This is a genomic window from Acinetobacter haemolyticus, from assembly GCF_900406815.1.
Classification (GTDB): domain Bacteria; phylum Pseudomonadota; class Gammaproteobacteria; order Pseudomonadales; family Moraxellaceae; genus Acinetobacter; species Acinetobacter haemolyticus_A.
This window is the reverse complement of the sequence record NZ_OVCN01000011.1, coordinates 55,924-71,780: the sequence shown is the minus strand read 5'-3', so window position 1 is coordinate 71,780 and position 15,857 is coordinate 55,924. Positions and strand designations below refer to the sequence as shown.

General features: G+C 40.8%; 13 protein-coding genes. 3 read left to right on the top strand and 10 right to left on the bottom strand.

Annotated elements, in window-relative coordinates; all coding sequences use genetic code 11:
* Positions 1-4: 4 nt before the first annotated feature.
* From gyrA to xerA, 5 genes are all read right to left on the bottom strand, one after another.
* A complete protein-coding gene (gyrA, locus tag DK207_RS09390; RefSeq protein WP_109440948.1) occupies positions 5-2,737 on the bottom strand; it encodes a DNA gyrase subunit A in 2,733 nt (910 codons plus the stop codon).
* Between the two features lie 502 nt (positions 2,738-3,239).
* A complete protein-coding gene (locus tag DK207_RS09385; protein WP_109440947.1) occupies positions 3,240-3,887 on the bottom strand; it encodes a hypothetical protein in 648 nt (215 codons plus the stop codon).
* 200 nt (positions 3,888-4,087) lie between these two features.
* Positions 4,088-5,023: an FAD-binding protein gene (locus DK207_RS09380; protein WP_109440946.1), complete on the bottom strand. Its 936-nt coding sequence runs from the start codon at positions 5,021-5,023 to the stop codon at positions 4,088-4,090.
* 12 nt (positions 5,024-5,035) lie between these two features.
* Positions 5,036-5,785: an electron transfer flavoprotein subunit beta/FixA family protein gene (locus tag DK207_RS09375; RefSeq protein WP_109440945.1), complete on the bottom strand. Its 750-nt coding sequence runs from the start codon at positions 5,783-5,785 to the stop codon at positions 5,036-5,038.
* Between the two features lie 438 nt (positions 5,786-6,223).
* On the bottom strand, positions 6,224-7,111 hold the full coding sequence (gene xerA, locus DK207_RS09370) for a site-specific tyrosine recombinase/integron integrase (protein ID WP_162540217.1): 888 nt from the start codon (positions 7,109-7,111) through the stop codon (positions 6,224-6,226).
* 156 nt (positions 7,112-7,267) lie between these two features.
* On the opposite strand from xerA, the gene DK207_RS09365 reads away from it, so the two are divergent.
* Positions 7,268-7,879: a LysE family translocator gene (locus DK207_RS09365; RefSeq protein WP_109440943.1), complete on the top strand. Its 612-nt coding sequence runs from the start codon at positions 7,268-7,270 to the stop codon at positions 7,877-7,879.
* Here DK207_RS09365 and DK207_RS09360 read toward each other — a convergent pair.
* The 5 genes from DK207_RS09360 to DK207_RS09340 form a co-directional block, all read right to left on the bottom strand.
* On the bottom strand, positions 7,876-8,490 hold the full coding sequence (locus DK207_RS09360) for an alpha/beta fold hydrolase (protein ID WP_213066236.1): 615 nt from the start codon (positions 8,488-8,490) through the stop codon (positions 7,876-7,878). The two genes, DK207_RS09365 and DK207_RS09360, sit on opposite strands and share 4 nt — an antisense overlap.
* 59 nt (positions 8,491-8,549) lie before the next feature.
* Positions 8,550-9,404 (bottom strand): diaminopimelate epimerase, encoded by an 855-nt coding sequence (gene dapF / locus DK207_RS09355; RefSeq protein WP_109440941.1) that lies wholly within the window; start codon positions 9,402-9,404, stop codon positions 8,550-8,552.
* Between the two features lie 5 nt (positions 9,405-9,409).
* Positions 9,410-10,660, bottom strand: a complete 1,251-nt coding sequence (lysA, locus tag DK207_RS09350) for a diaminopimelate decarboxylase (protein ID WP_109440940.1) — start codon at positions 10,658-10,660, stop codon at positions 9,410-9,412.
* 22 nt (positions 10,661-10,682) lie between these two features.
* The gene (gene lptM, locus DK207_RS09345) at positions 10,683-10,922 is read right to left on the bottom strand and encodes an LPS translocon maturation chaperone LptM (protein ID WP_109440939.1); all 240 of its coding nucleotides are present in this window, start codon (positions 10,920-10,922) and stop codon (positions 10,683-10,685) included.
* Between the two features lie 335 nt (positions 10,923-11,257).
* Positions 11,258-12,757 (bottom strand): alanine/glycine:cation symporter family protein, encoded by a 1,500-nt coding sequence (locus tag DK207_RS09340; RefSeq protein ID WP_109440938.1) that lies wholly within the window; start codon positions 12,755-12,757, stop codon positions 11,258-11,260.
* A gap of 357 nt (positions 12,758-13,114) precedes the next feature.
* On the opposite strand from DK207_RS09340, the gene radA reads away from it, so the two are divergent.
* Positions 13,115-14,503 carry a DNA repair protein RadA gene (gene radA / locus DK207_RS09335; RefSeq protein WP_109440937.1) on the top strand — a complete coding sequence of 463 codons (1,389 nt, stop codon included), beginning with the start codon at positions 13,115-13,117 and terminating at the stop codon, positions 14,501-14,503.
* Between the two features lie 82 nt (positions 14,504-14,585).
* On the top strand, positions 14,586-15,599 hold the full coding sequence (locus DK207_RS09330) for a Tim44 domain-containing protein (protein ID WP_109440936.1): 1,014 nt from the start codon (positions 14,586-14,588) through the stop codon (positions 15,597-15,599).
* Positions 15,600-15,857 lie beyond the last annotated feature (258 nt).

Here is a 15,857-nt window from a genome sequence, read left to right as displayed (position 1 = left end):
GAATTTACGCTTCAGGAGTATCATCTTTTGGTTCAACTGCAACTTCTTCTGAAGTTACTGTTTGTGCCTCTGGATGCTCTGCACCTTCGATCACCTCTAATTCGTCCTCATCTTCTACTTCTACAGCATCAATTGAAACAACACCCACCAATGTTTCTGCATCACTGAGACGAATTAAACGAACACCTTGAGCATTACGACCAGTCATCGCAACCTCAGCAGCACGAGTACGGACTAAAGTACCACCATCAGAAATCAACATAAGCTCTTTGGTTTCATCGATTGACACCGCACCGACAAGCTCACCATTACGTTCAGAGGTCTTAATCGCAATTACCCCCTTACCACCACGCTTCTTGGTTGGGAAATCATTCACTGGAGTACGTTTACCATAACCGTTGGCACTCGCACACAGCACCTCACCTGTTTCAGGTACAACCACGAGAGAGACGATACGGCTCAATACATTTGAATCAGACGAATCATCATTATCATCCGAATCATCATTGTCCAAATCAGTGTCTTCACTATCCACCGCAGCCGCTAAAGTTACTCGCATGCCGCGAACACCTTTCGCAGTACGTCCCATTGCACGTACATCAGTTTCAGCAAAACGAATTGCTTTACCTTCATTTGAGAACAACATGATTTGCTGATTACCATCAGTAATCGCAACACCGATCAAGGTATCCTCTTCATTCAGTTCAATTGCACGTAAACCATTGGCACGGATATTACTGAATTGCGCCAATTCGACACGTTTCACTGTACCTGAAGCAGTTGCCATAAACACATAGTGATTTTCTGGGAACTCTGTCAACGGTAAGATCGCAGTTACAGTTTCATTAGCATCTAAAGGCAATAAGTTGATGATCGGGCGACCTTTGGCACCACGAGATGCTTGCGGTACTTCGAAGACACGTAAGCGATAAACTTTACCCACATCAGTAAAGCACAAGACAGTTGCATGGTTTGATGCCACAATCAAATGTTGGATGATGTCATCATCTTTCATTGCAGTGGCAGACTTACCACGACCACCACGACGTTGTGCCTGGTAATCTGACAACGGTTGAGTTTTTGCATAACCCGTTTGAGATACAGTCAATACAACTTGCTCTTCAGGAATTAAGTCTTCACGACAGAAGTCAACACCAGACTCAACAATTTCAGTGCGGCGACCATCACCATACTGCTGCAAGATTAAAGCAAGCTCTTCACGAATCACATTCATCAACAAATTGAAATCATTAAGAATTGCGGTTAACTCAGCAATTTGTCCTAAGATTTCAGTATATTCAGCATGTAACTTATCTTGTTCTAAACCTGTTAAACGGTGTAGACGAAGCTCAAGAATTGCTGCAACTTGTGTCGGTGATAAACGGTATACATCACCCGTCAAGCCAAATGGGCGAGCCGGATCTTCACCTTCGATTTCATCTGGACGAACTGAGATCGCACCTGCTTTTTCAAGTAAGGCAACCACACCGCCGCCAGCCCACTCACCAGCCTGTAAACGCTCACGCGCTTCAGCAGGGTTAGCTGAGGTCTTGATGGTTTCAATAATCTCATCAATATTCGCCAGGGCAACGGTCAAACCTTCTAAGATATGACCACGCTCACGTGCTTTACGTAATTCGAACATAGTACGGCGCGTCACAACTTCTTGGCGGTGACGAATAAATGCCGCAATAATATCCTTAAGATTCATCAATTTAGGCTGACCATTATCTAGGCAGACCATATTGATGCTGAATGAATTTTGAAGTTGAGTATGCAAGAATAAATTATTCACAACGACTTCAGCGTTTTCTCCACGCTTCAAATCGATTGCGATACGCATCCCTTCTTTATCTGACTCATCACGAAGTTCAGAAATACCTTCGAGTTTCTTTTCTTTAACAAGTTCAGCAATACGCTCAATGGTTTTTGCTTTATTGACTTGATAAGGAATTTCAGTAAAAACAATCGTTGTACGACCTGTTTTCTGGTCTTCTTCGAAATGATATTTACCACGAATATGTAAACGACCTTTACCTGTACGGTAAGCGTCCACAATACCCGATTTACCATAAATGATACCGCCCGTAGGGAAATCAGGACCCGTAATGTGTTCCATCAAACCTTCTACAGAAATATTTGGATTATTTGCATAAGCCAAACATGCGTTAACCACCTCAGTCATATTGTGTGGCGCCATATTGGTCGCCATACCAACTGCAATACCTGTCGTACCATTAATCAACAGATTTGGAATACGGGTCGGCATGACTTGAGGAATACGCTCAGAACCGTCGTAGTTGTCTTCCCAATCGACCGTATCTTTTTCTAGGTCTGCCAAGATCTCATGGGTTAACTTTTGCATACGTACTTCGGTATAACGCATGGCTGCCGCGCTATCCCCATCCACAGAACCGAAGTTACCTTGACCATCAACCAACATGTAGCGCAAGCTAAAGTCCTGTGCCATACGAACGATCGTTTCGTATACCGCACTATCACCGTGAGGGTGATATTTACCGATCACGTCCCCGACAACACGGGCAGACTTTTTGTACGCTTTGTTATAATCATTGCCCAATTCATGCATTGCAAATAATACACGACGATGAACAGGTTTTAGACCGTCTCTAACATCTGGCAATGCACGAGATACGATTACGCTCATTGCGTAATCTAGATATGAATGCTTGAGTTCGTCCTCAATGGCAATCGGTCTGATTTCCGATACGCTCATGCATACTCCTTGTTTACAAGTAGAAGGCTCTACCTGTTTTTATGTCTTCAATCTTGCAAAAATTCAGCTCAAAAAACTTGAACTAAAAATAAAAAATACAGCGAAGAATTATAGCATAGACAACTGATTAACAGGGAGTTTAGCTCAGTGAAATTAGCATTTTTTTACAATAAAAACCATATAGATATTAAAGACTTAAAATTACTAGATTCTGGATAGGAGGATAAAAAAATAAATAATATCTTTTTGGGTAAAAGATCGACAATCCTTGTCAAATCAGTGGGGATGATTGTCATTTCTGCTATACATTGCGATATGTTTAGCAAACACTAATTCTCATCATTTGGTGTCACTAAACCCGATAACAGAGGTTTCTTTAACGTTCAGAAAAACTGCCCCATACTGGCTCATGAGGCCTACATCGGTCCGATATTAAGACCCTCATCGTTTTATACAGACTTCACCCTTTAACAACTCACCCATAAAGATTTAAGACTGCCATTTATCGTGAAAGCTGGTGAGATTCTATAGCGGGAATAGAAACTTTAAGGATCGATTTTCTATCTTTCTGCATAAAATAAAAAGCAGAAAAGAATAGTGCAAAAAGAAATGGTAGCTCGTATAGCTCTTCTACAATATCGCGATTAATCGCACTGTTAAACAACAACGCATCAAATAAACGGTGATGTTCCACACCATCTGCAAAAAGCAAAGAGACGACCGCGATAATCATATACCAAAATGGAAATGTAACCGATTGCAGTTTATATTTAATTTCGGCACGTAATTTCGGAGAAAACAACATAAATACGACTGGTGCAATTAATACAATCGAAATCATACGAAAATATAGATGCGGAACCTCTGGGAAATAATCACGCCCCCAACTTATACTTCGCCCGAAAAACATCAACCACCATGCCATCGCCCACAACCAAAACCATTTCTTCTGTTCTGAAAGTGTTTTTGGTTTCATATAAAACCAAGTAAATGGCACACAGATCAGTAATAGAATTGCTTGAAAATTCTCAATGAAGTGCACATTTAGAGCTGCTAACAACGAAACATGAGTCAAAGAAAAATATAAAGTTATCAACAAAAATGCGCACAATAGCAGTGCCACAGAATTAAAGCGAAAATCAAATTTCATTCAGGGGGAAAACCTATCCAAAATGGACCTAACCCACTATTGTAACAAAAGTGTACTTAAAAGTACACTTTAAGTTACTTTTCATCTATCCGTAAGAAACTTAAATCGGCTATATCCTTTTCTGTTTAACCATTTACTTATTCAGATTATTAAATAAAAAAACGCTCCTTTCGGAGCGTTTTTCAACTTAATTCAGAGAATTAAAGTTTAGATACCAATTCTGGTACAACAGTGTTCAAATCACCAACTAACCAGTAGTCAGCAACGCTGTTGATTGGTGCTTCTTCGTCTTTGTTGATAGCAACAATAACTTTAGAATCTTTCATACCAGCTAAGTGCTGGATCGCACCAGAAATACCGATCGCCATGTAAAGGTCTGGCGCAACGATTTTACCAGTTTGACCTACTTGGAAGTCGTTTGGTACAAAACCAGCATCAACCGCAGCACGTGAAGCACCTTGTGCAGCACCAAGCTTGTCAGCTAATGGATCAAGTACCTTGTGATAGTTCTCACCAGAACCTACACCACGACCACCAGAAACAACGATACGTGCAGCAGTTAATTCTGGACGATCAAGTTTCACGATTTCTTCGCCAACGAACTTAGAAATACCAGCATCGTTTGCTTCAGCAACAGCTTCAACTGCAGCAGAACCACCTTCAGCAGCCACTGCATCGAATGCAGTACCACGAACTGTACCAACGATGATTGCTTCGTCAGATTGAACAGTTGCGATCGCGTTACCTGCATAGATAGGACGCTTGAAAGTGTTTGCAGATTCAACAGAGATGATGTCTGTGATCATGCTTACATCTAAAAGTGCAGCAACACGTGGAAGAAGGTTCTTACCAGTTGTTGTAGATGCAGCTAATACGTATTTGTAACCGCCTTTCGCGATGTCAGCAACTAAGCCAGCAACGTTTTCAGCAAGTTGGTTTGCATAAGCAGCATTGTCAGCAAGTAATACTTTGCTTACACCAGCAACTTTAGCAGCAGCGTCAGCAACTGCTTGAGCACCAGAACCAGCAACTAATACAGTAATGTCACCACCGATTTTTTGAGCTGCTGCAACAACGTTTAATGTCGCACCATTCAAAGTTTGGTTGTTGTGATCTGCGATAACTAAAATACTCATGATTTTACTCCCTTAGATCACTTTCGCTTCATTTTTCAATTTTTCAACAAGCTCGTCTACTGACTTCACTTGTATGCCAGCTTTACGTTCAGCAGGTGCTTCAACTTTAATTGTTTTAAGTTTAGTGCCTGTTGCAACGCCAAAATCAGCAGGTGACTTAGTATCAAGCGGCTTTTTACGCGCTTTCATGATGTTTGGAAGCGCAGCATAACGTGGCTCATTCAAACGTAAGTCAGTTGTGATGATTGCTGGAAGACCAAGCTCAACAGTTTGTAAACCACCGTCGATTTCACGAGTTACTTGAACTTTACCACCCTCAACTTTAACTTCTGATGCGAAAGTACCTTGACCAGCGCCAAGTAAAGCACCAAGCATTTGACCTACTTGGTTAGAGTCGTCATCAATCGCTTGTTTACCAAGAAGGATAAGTTCTGGTTTCTCAGCATCTACTACGCCTTTCAAGATTTTAGCAACTTCTAAAGCGCCAACTTCATCAGCAGTTTCAACTAAAATACCACGGTCAGCACCTAAAGCCATTGCAGAACGAAGTTGTTCTTGCGCATCTTTAGTACCCACTGAAACAACAACGATTTCTGTAACCGTCCCTTTTTCTTTTAAGCGAACCGCTTCTTCAACTGCGATTTCACAGAATGGGTTGATAGACATTTTAACGTTAGTAAGGTCAACCCCACTATTGTCCGGCTTAACACGAACTTTAACGTTGGCATCAACCACACGTTTTACAGCAACAAGAGCCTTCATGTAATCCTCGGCTGTTCTAAGCAAGTAAATGTAGTAAAGAGTATTCTAACTCTTCGAATGAAACTTTTTAGGTGCCCTATCTTGCAATGTATTTGGCATTTCGGTCAAGTCACAATTTCTGCTAGCACAATAAAAAAGATGAAATGCCCAGTTCACTAATTTGAAACAATTATTCATTTAACGGTTTTAATTTATCAGCAAAATGAATATTACATTTTGATTTTTCTAATCTTTTAAATAATTCAAAGACCTAAAACAAACTTTATTCTTCAATTTAGAATGATCTATGGCAGATCATTTCTCATCATTTTAAACAGACTTCAACTTTATATAAAAACTGGCAATAAAGTAAGCACCATGAATTAGTGAACTTTCTAGAGAAAGTGGAAAATTCATCGACTATTAAACAAGCAATTTTGCAACATAATATATCAAAAATTAACTTTTTTGTGCGCGAGGATGGGCTTGATCATAAACTTTTGCCAACTGATCAAAGTCTACATGGGTGTATATTTGTGTGGTAGATAAATTACTATGCCCCAACATTTCCTGTACAGAGCGCAAATCCCCACTCGCTGAAAGCATATGACTCGCGAAACAATGTCTTAACAAGTGTGGATGTAAATCAACATTCACCCCAGCGCGCTGTGCTTGTAATTTCACCCGATTTTCAATCTGCCTCGGCATCAAGGCACCCCCTCGTTGAGAAATAAATACTGCCGAGTCAGCCATAAAGCTACCTTGCCAAATGCGATAAATTTTCAGCCATTCAATCAAACTTCGTTTTGCTTTAGTACCAAAAGGAACGATTCTGGTTTTATTGCCCTTACCCGTAATACGCAATAGCTGGCGATTAAAATCAATATCCTTAATGGTCAAACCTTGCAGTTCAGCCAAACGCAATCCACTTGAATATAAAAGTTCCAGCATAGCTTTATCTCGTAACCATAGCTGTTGATCAATCGGTTTTTCTGGTACAGCCTGATCTAAGATTTGATTGACCGTTTCGATATCAATCATACCCGGTAAAGGTCTAGGTTGGCGTTTTAACTTAAGATCGGCAGATGGATTATGTTGTAGATATTGTCCTTGCGCTGCCCATTTCATAAATTGACGGATTGACGTCAAGTTTCGTTGCAAACTACTGGAGCTCAATTGATCCTGCTCTACCCGAGATGCCAAATATTCTCTTAAATCTGAGGCTTCAACATCTTGTAGCTGCAATTGCTTATATTCACAAAATCTAAAGAAATCAGATAGATCACGTTGATAAGCGGAAATCGTATGCGCTGACTGATTTTGAATAATTCGTTCTTTTAACCACATCGACAGCAGCTTTTCAGGAGCTTCCAAATCTTTCTCCATTCTATTTCCTACATCGTGTTATTCTAGCAATGTTTGTTCTCAGTATTAAACACATCTCGAAGATCATTGATCATTGTAATACAATAAATTTCAAGCATTAGACTTTAGCCCACTGCCATGACAACAATTCTAATCCCTTATCTAATCGCAATTACCCTCCTCACGATCACTCCTGGCCTAGACACAACCTTGATTATTCGTACTGCAACACTCGAAGGAAAATTAAAAGCCTTTCAAGCAGCATTGGGAATTAACTTAGGGTGTATTGCTTGGGGACTTATCGTGGCTGGCGGATTAGGGGCATTATTAATGACTTCTGATCTGGCTTTTAACATTCTAAAATGGATGGGTGCATTCTATCTTGCATGGCTTGGATTTAATATGCTCCTAAAACCTCGCGCACAACTCACAAATACTCCCACAACGCATTCAACTCAGAACTGGTTTGTGAAAGGTTTCTTAGGTAATTTACTGAATCCTAAAGTTGGTATTTTTTATATTTCGTTTCTACCTCAGTTTATTCCGCAATCAGCCTCACCAATTGCTTGGACGATGGGGTTAGTAATGATTCATGTGGTCATTGGTTTTATCTGGTCGATGTTCCTGATCTATGCCATGCAAACGGTTTCTCATTACTTGAAACAACCCAAATTTATTCGCTATATGGATCGAATTACAGGTAGTATTTTTATTCTGTTTGCACTCAAACTTGCGTTTAGTAAACGTTAATTTGAATTGTGACGATTCAAATAAATATCAATATATGCTGCTACCTGCTGTGCATGTGTATGAGCAAACTGATGATCACCATCCTTTATAATGTGCAGTTCAGCATTTGGAAAGCGTTGATTTAAATATTCCCCGACAGTGGGTGGACTCAATGGATCTTGGTCTCCCCACAATAACAATACTGGAATATCAATTGAATCTAACTCAGCATCAAAATCAATATTGGCTGTCACAAACCAATCTGGATATTGTAAATAATGCTGGCTATACCCTTCACGCCAATCTTGAACATCAAAAGGCTCCAGCGGAATACCACCAGACGTGGCAACCAATACTAATCCTTTTACCCATTCAGGTTTAGTTAAAACAGAGGCAACTGCAAAAATCCCACCCATGGATTGAGCGACGATCACACATTCTTGTTGAACTTTTCCGATCACATAATCAATCAATGCCTCGAAGCTTTCTATATTTTTATCTGCTTCAACAAAACCAAATGAAGGATAACCTATAATTTCTTTGTTATATCTATCAGGCAACAAATCACTTACAGGTTGCCAAAAATTTAGATCGCCAGATGCACCCGGTAAAAAAATAATTTTATTATTCATCAGCAACTTCAAGCTATTAAAATAAAAAAGAGCACCATGATCTGGTGCTCTTAAGTGCATTAAGATTGAAAATAACGTAAATCCAAACGCCCTTCATATACATATGCAGTTGGACCCGTCATCCAGACGACATCACCTTCACGCCATGCAATATGCAACTTACCACCTGCAAGTTGAACTTCAACCTCACTCGCAAGTAAACCACGACGCATACCACTTACAGCTGCAGCACATGCACCTGTACCACAAGCTAAGGTCTCACCAACACCACGCTCAAACACGCGTAAACGCACGTGTTTTTCATCCAAAATTTGCATAAAGCCTGCATTGACTCGTTCTGGAAAACGTACATGCGATTCAACTTGTGGACCAATTCCAGCTACATCAGCGGTTAGTACATCTGGAACAATCGTCACTGCATGCGGATTACCCATATTGACGACGTCAATATTAATGCTCTTGTCATCAGCAAGCTCTAAGGAGTATAAACCCTCAATATCTTCATCGACTTGAGTTACAAACGGAATCTCGTCTGGAAGAAATTTTGGTGGCCCCATATTGACACGAACCCAACCATTGGCACCCAGCTCAGGTTCTACAATACCAGCTTTGGTCTGAACACGGATCTTGGTTTTTGTGGTTAAACGGCGTTCATGCACGAAACGTGCAAAACAACGGACGCCATTTCCACATTGTTCAACTTCGGAACCATCCGCATTAAAAATACGATATTTAAAGTCAACATCTGGAAAATCAGGTGGTTCAACAATTAAAAGCTGATCAAAACCCACACCAAAATGACGATCTGCTAAACGCTGAATCGTCACGCTATCTAGATAAGCTCGCTGGGTAATGAGATCAACGACCATAAAATCATTGCCCAAACCATGCATTTTGGTAAATTCTAAAAACATCCAATTTACTCCTCAGGCAACAAACGCTCTTTTTCCCAGAGTGATTCTATTGTTTCACGTTCACGAATTAAATAGGCCTGATCACCATTGACCATTACTTCGGCAGCACGACCACGGCTATTGTAATTTGAACTCATCACAAAACCATATGCACCAGCACCCAAGACGGCCAACACATCATTCTCTTGTAGAGCTAAATCACGCTCTTTACCTAAGAAATCACCTGTTTCACAGATAGCGCCGACGAGATCCCACGTTTTTACTTCAACATCTGGATTTGGATTAACTGACTGAATATCCATCCAAGCTTCATATAATGCAGGACGAATTAAGTCATTCATTGCTGCATCAATAATTGCAAAGTTGCGATGGTTGGTTGGCTTTAGCAAATCGACCTTTGTCAGTAAAGTACCTGCGTTGGCTGAAATACTCCGTCCTGGCTCCATATAAACTTTTAAACCCAATTTTTCTAAAGCTGGGCGCATTGAATTTGCATATTCAGCCACCGTTGGTGGTGTTTCATCTTTATAACAGACTCCTAAACCACCGCCGATATCAATATGTTTGAGGTTGATACCAAGTTTTTTCAACTGCTCAATCATTAAAATGACACGATCAAGTGCATCAACGAAAGGCTTGGTTTCTGTCAATTGTGAACCGATATGACAATCGATACCCACGATTTCTAAATTCGGTAAGGATGCTGCATATTGATATGTTGCATCGACTGCATCACTCGGAATACCAAACTTATTTTCTTTTAGGCCTGTCGAAATATATGGATGGGTTTTCGCATCCACATCAGGATTAACGCGCAACGAAATCGGCGCTTTTTTGCCAAGTTTTGCTGCGACTTTTTGAATTCGGTCTAACTCGGCATATGACTCTACATTGAAACAAGCAATACCCACGGTTAATGCTTTCTCAATGTCTGCCTCTGATTTACCTAAGCCAGAAAAAACAATCTTGGCTGGATCACCACCTGCTGCAAGGACACGCGCAAGCTCTCCCCCAGTCACAATATCAAAACCAGCACCTAACTTTGCCAAAACATTGAGAACAGCTAAATTTGAGTTTGACTTCACTGCGAAACAGATTTGATGATCAATAAAATCAAAAGCACGATCCATATCCAAATAATGTTTTTCCAACGTTGCTTTGGAATAAACATATAAAGGTGTGCCATATTGCTGTGCGAGCTGATCTAATGAACATTGCTCTGCATGCAATACTCCATTAATGCGAGTGAAACTCATGAAGATGTCCTTATTTACAAACTTAAGGTGAAGTGGTCTGAGATTGAGTCGAAGGTTGCGAAGCTTGATTTTCCGCTTTGCTATCATCAGCATTTACATCAGAAGAAACTTTGGCTGACGATGCTTCATTCTTGTAAAGCAAATATTTTGCACGTTTATCATGATTTGGATCAGACGGTAATTGCAATGCACCTGACTGACCACATGCTGTTAATACAACACAACTCAGCAACACACTGATAGAACAAATGACTGGACGCATCTGAGCACCTAACTTTTACGATTCGCAGCAGTATAGCGTGATCAATCGACAGGCTAAAGTCTAAACATAAAAAAACGCCAATTTCTCTGAGGAAGATGCTGATGGATAAAAAAATTAGCTTTCTTTATGAATATCTTTCACCTTGCTGGTCGCTGATATTCAAAATCACTTTGAATCAATCCAACATGCTTTTTTTTATTCTTATTTAAGCCCACATTCTGTTTAGATATCTTTACTAATTCATGACCTATATTCATTAATATTTCAAGTAAAAATCAAAAAAGCAGCCATTTAGGCTGCTTTTAAGTAGAATATTAAGATGAAGACATCAAGACTTAATCTTTTTTCGATTTATTCTTGAGGCGATCTTCCCAGAATGTTGCATTACGGATACCAAGCTTAACTGGATCAAATGTGAATTCCGTTACACCAGCTTTTTGCTGTTTCTCATAGTCACGCAATGCTTTAATTGTCGGCTTCCAGATAAAGTACGTCAAGATAATACCAATGATGTTAATCCAAGCCATTAAGCCAACACCAATATCACCGATGCCCCAAATATAACCTGTTGCACTAATCACACCATAAATCACTGCTGCGATAATGAAGCATTTGGTGAGGAACATTAATGAAGGGTTTTTTGTGATATAGCTGAGATAAGTAATGTTGGTTTCAGCAATATAGTAGTAAGCAATAATTGTTGTGAAAGCGAAGAAGAACACCGCTAACGCTACAAAGATTTGACCAAAACCACCAAAGACTGTACTTACTGCCATTTGAGTAAATGCTGGCGAACCAATCTCAACAGATGCACCAACATTTTGAACAATAAATTGACCTGCTTCTAGAGTTCCTTGAACGTTATACATCCCTGTAATCAAGATCATGAAAGCTGTAGCAGAGCAGACAAATAAAGTATCGATATAAACAGAGAAAGACTGTACTAGACCTTGTTGAGCAGGATGCTGAACTTCAGCTGCAGCTGCCGCATGCGGGCCTGTACCTTGACCTGCTTCATTTGAGTAAACACCACGTTTTACCCCCCAACCAATCGCAGCACCAACACCCGCCATTGGTGAAAAAGCATCGGCGAAGATCATACGAATAACATTTGGAAGTTCTTGAATATTGATGAATACAATCACCAATGCCATGATGATATAGCCAAGCGCCATAAATGGCACAACAAACTGGGCGAATCGTGCGATACGCTTAATACCACCAAAAATAATGACCGATAATAAGGTTACGATCACAACAAGTGCGAGAAGCTTATATACACCGACATCACCAAAGACAATCGCTCCAGGGCCTGTGATCTGCGTAAATGCATTTCCGACTGCATTTGCTTGAATACCAGGTAAGAACAAACCACAGGAAATAATTGCAGCAATCGCAAATAAAATACCTAACCAGCGTTGTCCTAAGCCTTTATCAAAATAGAAAGCAGGACCACCGCGGTATTGACCTTGGTATTCTACTTTATAAATTTGACCTAAAGTCGATTCAACATATGCTGTACTTGCACCTAAGAATGCAACAACCCACATCCAAAATACGGCACCAGGACCACCAAAACCAATTGCTGCTGCAACACCAGCAATGTTACCTACACCAACACGACCAGAAAGCGAAACGGATAACGCTTGGAAAGAGGAAATACCCTGTGATGAGGAAGTTCCTTTTATTAATAATCTTCCCATCTCTTTGAGTTGTCGGATTTGAACGAACCGCGTAAGAATAGAGAAAAATAAACCTGCACCTAAGCATAAATAGATTAGCGCTGGGCTCCAGATAATACCATTAAACCAATCAACAATTTCTGCTGCACTCATAAAAATCAACCTTTTTTATATACGTCGGAAATATAACAACTGTTAAATTCCCATTTGTCTGAGCAAGAGCAATATCTATGCCATTCAACTTAAGCTTCACGACAAGAATTGAACAAACGCTCAAAGACCTTCCATGGAAAAAGTGAACTGAAGAAATATCTAGTCTCAAAAACACACTGTATCTTACTTGTAAAAGTCTTATATCATGTTATTTTTCTGAGCACTTCCCTTTAACCAGTAATAATACGAAAAAACGCCCTTTTTCTTTATCCTTATCAAGAAAAAATGGACTCGACGCATCGTTTTCGTATTTACTTTACTTTTTAACTAATTTACAGAAATTTTTCAATTTTAAATATGGCAAAAATTAAAACTGTTTACCGTTGTGAACAATGTGGTGCTGATCATCCAAAATGGGCTGGGCAATGTACTGAATGCGGTGAATGGAACTGTTTGGTCGAAGTACGTATCGAACCTACTGTTACTCATCGCGGTCAATCTAAAATTGGGGGCTATGCAGGACAAGTTGCCAATATTACAACACTTAATCAAGTTTCTGTGTCCCATGAAACGCGTTTAGAGACAGGTGTAAGTGAGTTTGATCGTGTTTTGGGAGGGGGTCTGGTAACGGGTTCAGTGGTACTAATAGGGGGCGATCCTGGCATCGGGAAATCCACGATTTTACTGCAAACAGCCACCCACATGGCCAGTAAGAACAGCTCCGCGCTTTATGTCACTGGCGAAGAATCTCTTTCTCAAGTTGCTTTACGAGCCCAGCGTCTAGATTTACCCACTGACCAACTCAAAGTAATGGCAGAAACTTGTGTGGAACGTATTTGTGAGGTTTTGGCACAAGAACGCCCTGCTGTTGCCATCTTAGATTCCATCCAAACCTTATATACCGAGACGCTACAATCAGCACCAGGTGGAGTTTCACAAATCCGTGAATCTGCAGCTTTGCTCACACGTTTTGCCAAAAATAGCGGTACTGCTTTGTTTATCGTAGGGCATGTGACTAAAGAAGGTGCTCTCGCTGGACCTCGTGTATTAGAACACATGGTGGACTGCGTTTTGTATTTTGAGGGGCAAACTGACTCACGTTATCGCATGATTCGTGCGGTAAAGAACCGTTTTGGTGCAGTGAACGAACTAGGCGTCTTTGCAATGACCGATAAAGGTTTAAGAGAAGTTGCAAATCCATCCGCCATCTTTTTAAGCCGCTATGATGAGGCAATTCCTGGCTCTATTGTGATGATTAGCCGTGAAGGTACTCGCCCCCTACTCGTTGAAGTCCAAGCATTGGTCGACGATGCTCATACTCAACCCCGTCGTGTTGCTCTTGGTTTGGAACAAAACCGCCTAAATATGTTACTTGCAGTGATGCATAGACATGGCGGCGTACAAACTGCAGGACAAGATGTATATGTTAATGTGGTAGGCGGTTTAAAAATTACTGAAACAGGTTCAGATTTGGCTGTTCTACTGGCCTGTGCTTCAAGTCTACGGGGTAAAGCGTTGCCTCAACAGCTGGCTGTATTTGGTGAGGTCGGTTTATCAGGTGAGATCCGCCCTGTCCCAAATGGTCAGGAACGCCTCCGAGAAGCCGCAAAACATGGTTTTAAATATGCCATTTTACCACGTGGCAATGCGCCTCAAAAAGCTATAGACGGGATTCAAGTGATTGCGGTTGCACGTTTACATGAGGCTCTAACAGAAGCAATGCAATTGAGTGATGAATTGACATAAAAAAATATACTTTTTTGATTGAAATTCTGCCCAAATACCTGCATATATACACTTACAAATTGGAATTGAATAGGAATTTTCGATGCAAGTACACCAGCGTGGCTTGATGGCAGCTTTATTAATGGCAACTTTAGTTGCTGCACCCCTTGCGGAAGCAAAGCGTGCAGGTGGCGGTAAAAGCCATGGCATGAGCCGTTCTAGTTCAAGTCAATCTCAGCCAGTAAATAATCAGTCTTATCAGCAATCACGTCAAGCAACACCAGCACAACAGCCTGCTACAGCGCCACAAAAGTCAGGTCCTGGCGTAGGTGGTGTGGTGGCTGCTGGTGTCGCTGGTGCAGCACTTGGTGCAGTAGCAGCAAATGCAATGGCAGATGATAAAGACCCAGCACAAACCGAGCAGCAAGCGGTCGCAGCGGAGGAAGAGAAACAAGGGCTTCCTAGCTGGATATGGGTCTTACTTGCAGCAGCCGTCGCCTTCTTTGTGTTCCGCAGATTAGGCGCAAAAAAAAAATTAGCAGCAAATAACCCGTACGCTCCAAACAATGGTGGTCCAAACCCAAATCAGTTTAGCCGCCAAAGTTCGCAACCAACTGCTCGCCAAACAGGTGACAACACCAACATTTTTGGTCAAGCAGTTGGCGGTGGAGCTGCAACACAATCTCCATTTGGTAACGCACCGACTCAAGCACCATTTGGTAGTGCGACCATGAGTAGTGGTAATCAATTGCCAGATGGTACGGAACCAGCAGCTTTTTTACGTGTTGCACGTCAGCGCTTCAACCATATTCAGTCCATGAACACCGCAAGCAATATTCAGGAAATTCGCCGTTATTTAACTCCTGACCTATATGCTTCAATGTATCAAGACATTATGGCGAACCAAGACCAAGACGTGGCTGAGTTTAGTAATCTCAATGCGATGATTGCAGAAACAACAACCGAAAATGGTCAATATATTGTGAGTGTTCGCTTTACAGGTACTGTAAGTGAAGATTTAAACAGTTTACCGCAGCCATTTACGGAGATTTGGCATTTTGTTAAAGATGCTGGTTCACAGCAGGATTGGGTTGTTGCAGGTATTCAACAGGCTTAAAACGCAGTAACCAAGACATAAAAAAAGAGCTGTTTCGACAGCTCTTTTTTATTTGTGGGTGTTCTCTTCACCACACGTCAACTCTATTTTATCTCGCTCAGCAAAAGGTCAAGCAATTATCGTCATTTATCCTTCTGTTTGATTTGCTGTATTACAGTTAAAATAAATGGCATTGGATAAGTTATTGCATTAATAACTTTTCCTAAAGCTTAATCGAACTAGGTGAGGTATGAATCAAACCACTTAAAATATCTAAAT

What these genes read in the sequence shown, in the direction of transcription:
- DK207_RS09365 (WP_109440943.1), top strand. Translation starts at nt 7,268, where the DNA reads ATGACAACAATTCTAATCCCTTATCTAATCGCAATTACCCTCCTCACG.
- DK207_RS09360 (WP_213066236.1), bottom strand. Translation starts at nt 8,490, where the DNA reads ATGAATAATAAAATTATTTTTTTACCGGGTGCATCTGGCGATCTAAAT.
- xerA (WP_162540217.1), bottom strand. Translation starts at nt 7,111, where the DNA reads ATGTGGTTAAAAGAACGAATTATTCAAAATCAGTCAGCGCATACGATT.
- DK207_RS09385 (WP_109440947.1), bottom strand. Translation starts at nt 3,887, where the DNA reads ATGAAATTTGATTTTCGCTTTAATTCTGTGGCACTGCTATTGTGCGCA.
- DK207_RS09375 (WP_109440945.1), bottom strand. Translation starts at nt 5,785, where the DNA reads ATGAAGGCTCTTGTTGCTGTAAAACGTGTGGTTGATGCCAACGTTAAA.
- DK207_RS09380 (WP_109440946.1), bottom strand. Translation starts at nt 5,023, where the DNA reads ATGAGTATTTTAGTTATCGCAGATCACAACAACCAAACTTTGAATGGT.
- DK207_RS09340 (WP_109440938.1), bottom strand. Translation starts at nt 12,757, where the DNA reads ATGAGTGCAGCAGAAATTGTTGATTGGTTTAATGGTATTATCTGGAGC.
- lptM (WP_109440939.1), bottom strand. Translation starts at nt 10,922, where the DNA reads ATGCGTCCAGTCATTTGTTCTATCAGTGTGTTGCTGAGTTGTGTTGTA.
- gyrA (WP_109440948.1), bottom strand. Translation starts at nt 2,737, where the DNA reads ATGAGCGTATCGGAAATCAGACCGATTGCCATTGAGGACGAACTCAAG.
- dapF (WP_109440941.1), bottom strand. Translation starts at nt 9,404, where the DNA reads ATGTTTTTAGAATTTACCAAAATGCATGGTTTGGGCAATGATTTTATG.
- radA (WP_109440937.1), top strand. Translation starts at nt 13,115, where the DNA reads ATGGCAAAAATTAAAACTGTTTACCGTTGTGAACAATGTGGTGCTGAT.
- DK207_RS09330 (WP_109440936.1), top strand. Translation starts at nt 14,586, where the DNA reads ATGCAAGTACACCAGCGTGGCTTGATGGCAGCTTTATTAATGGCAACT.
- lysA (WP_109440940.1), bottom strand. Translation starts at nt 10,660, where the DNA reads ATGAGTTTCACTCGCATTAATGGAGTATTGCATGCAGAGCAATGTTCA.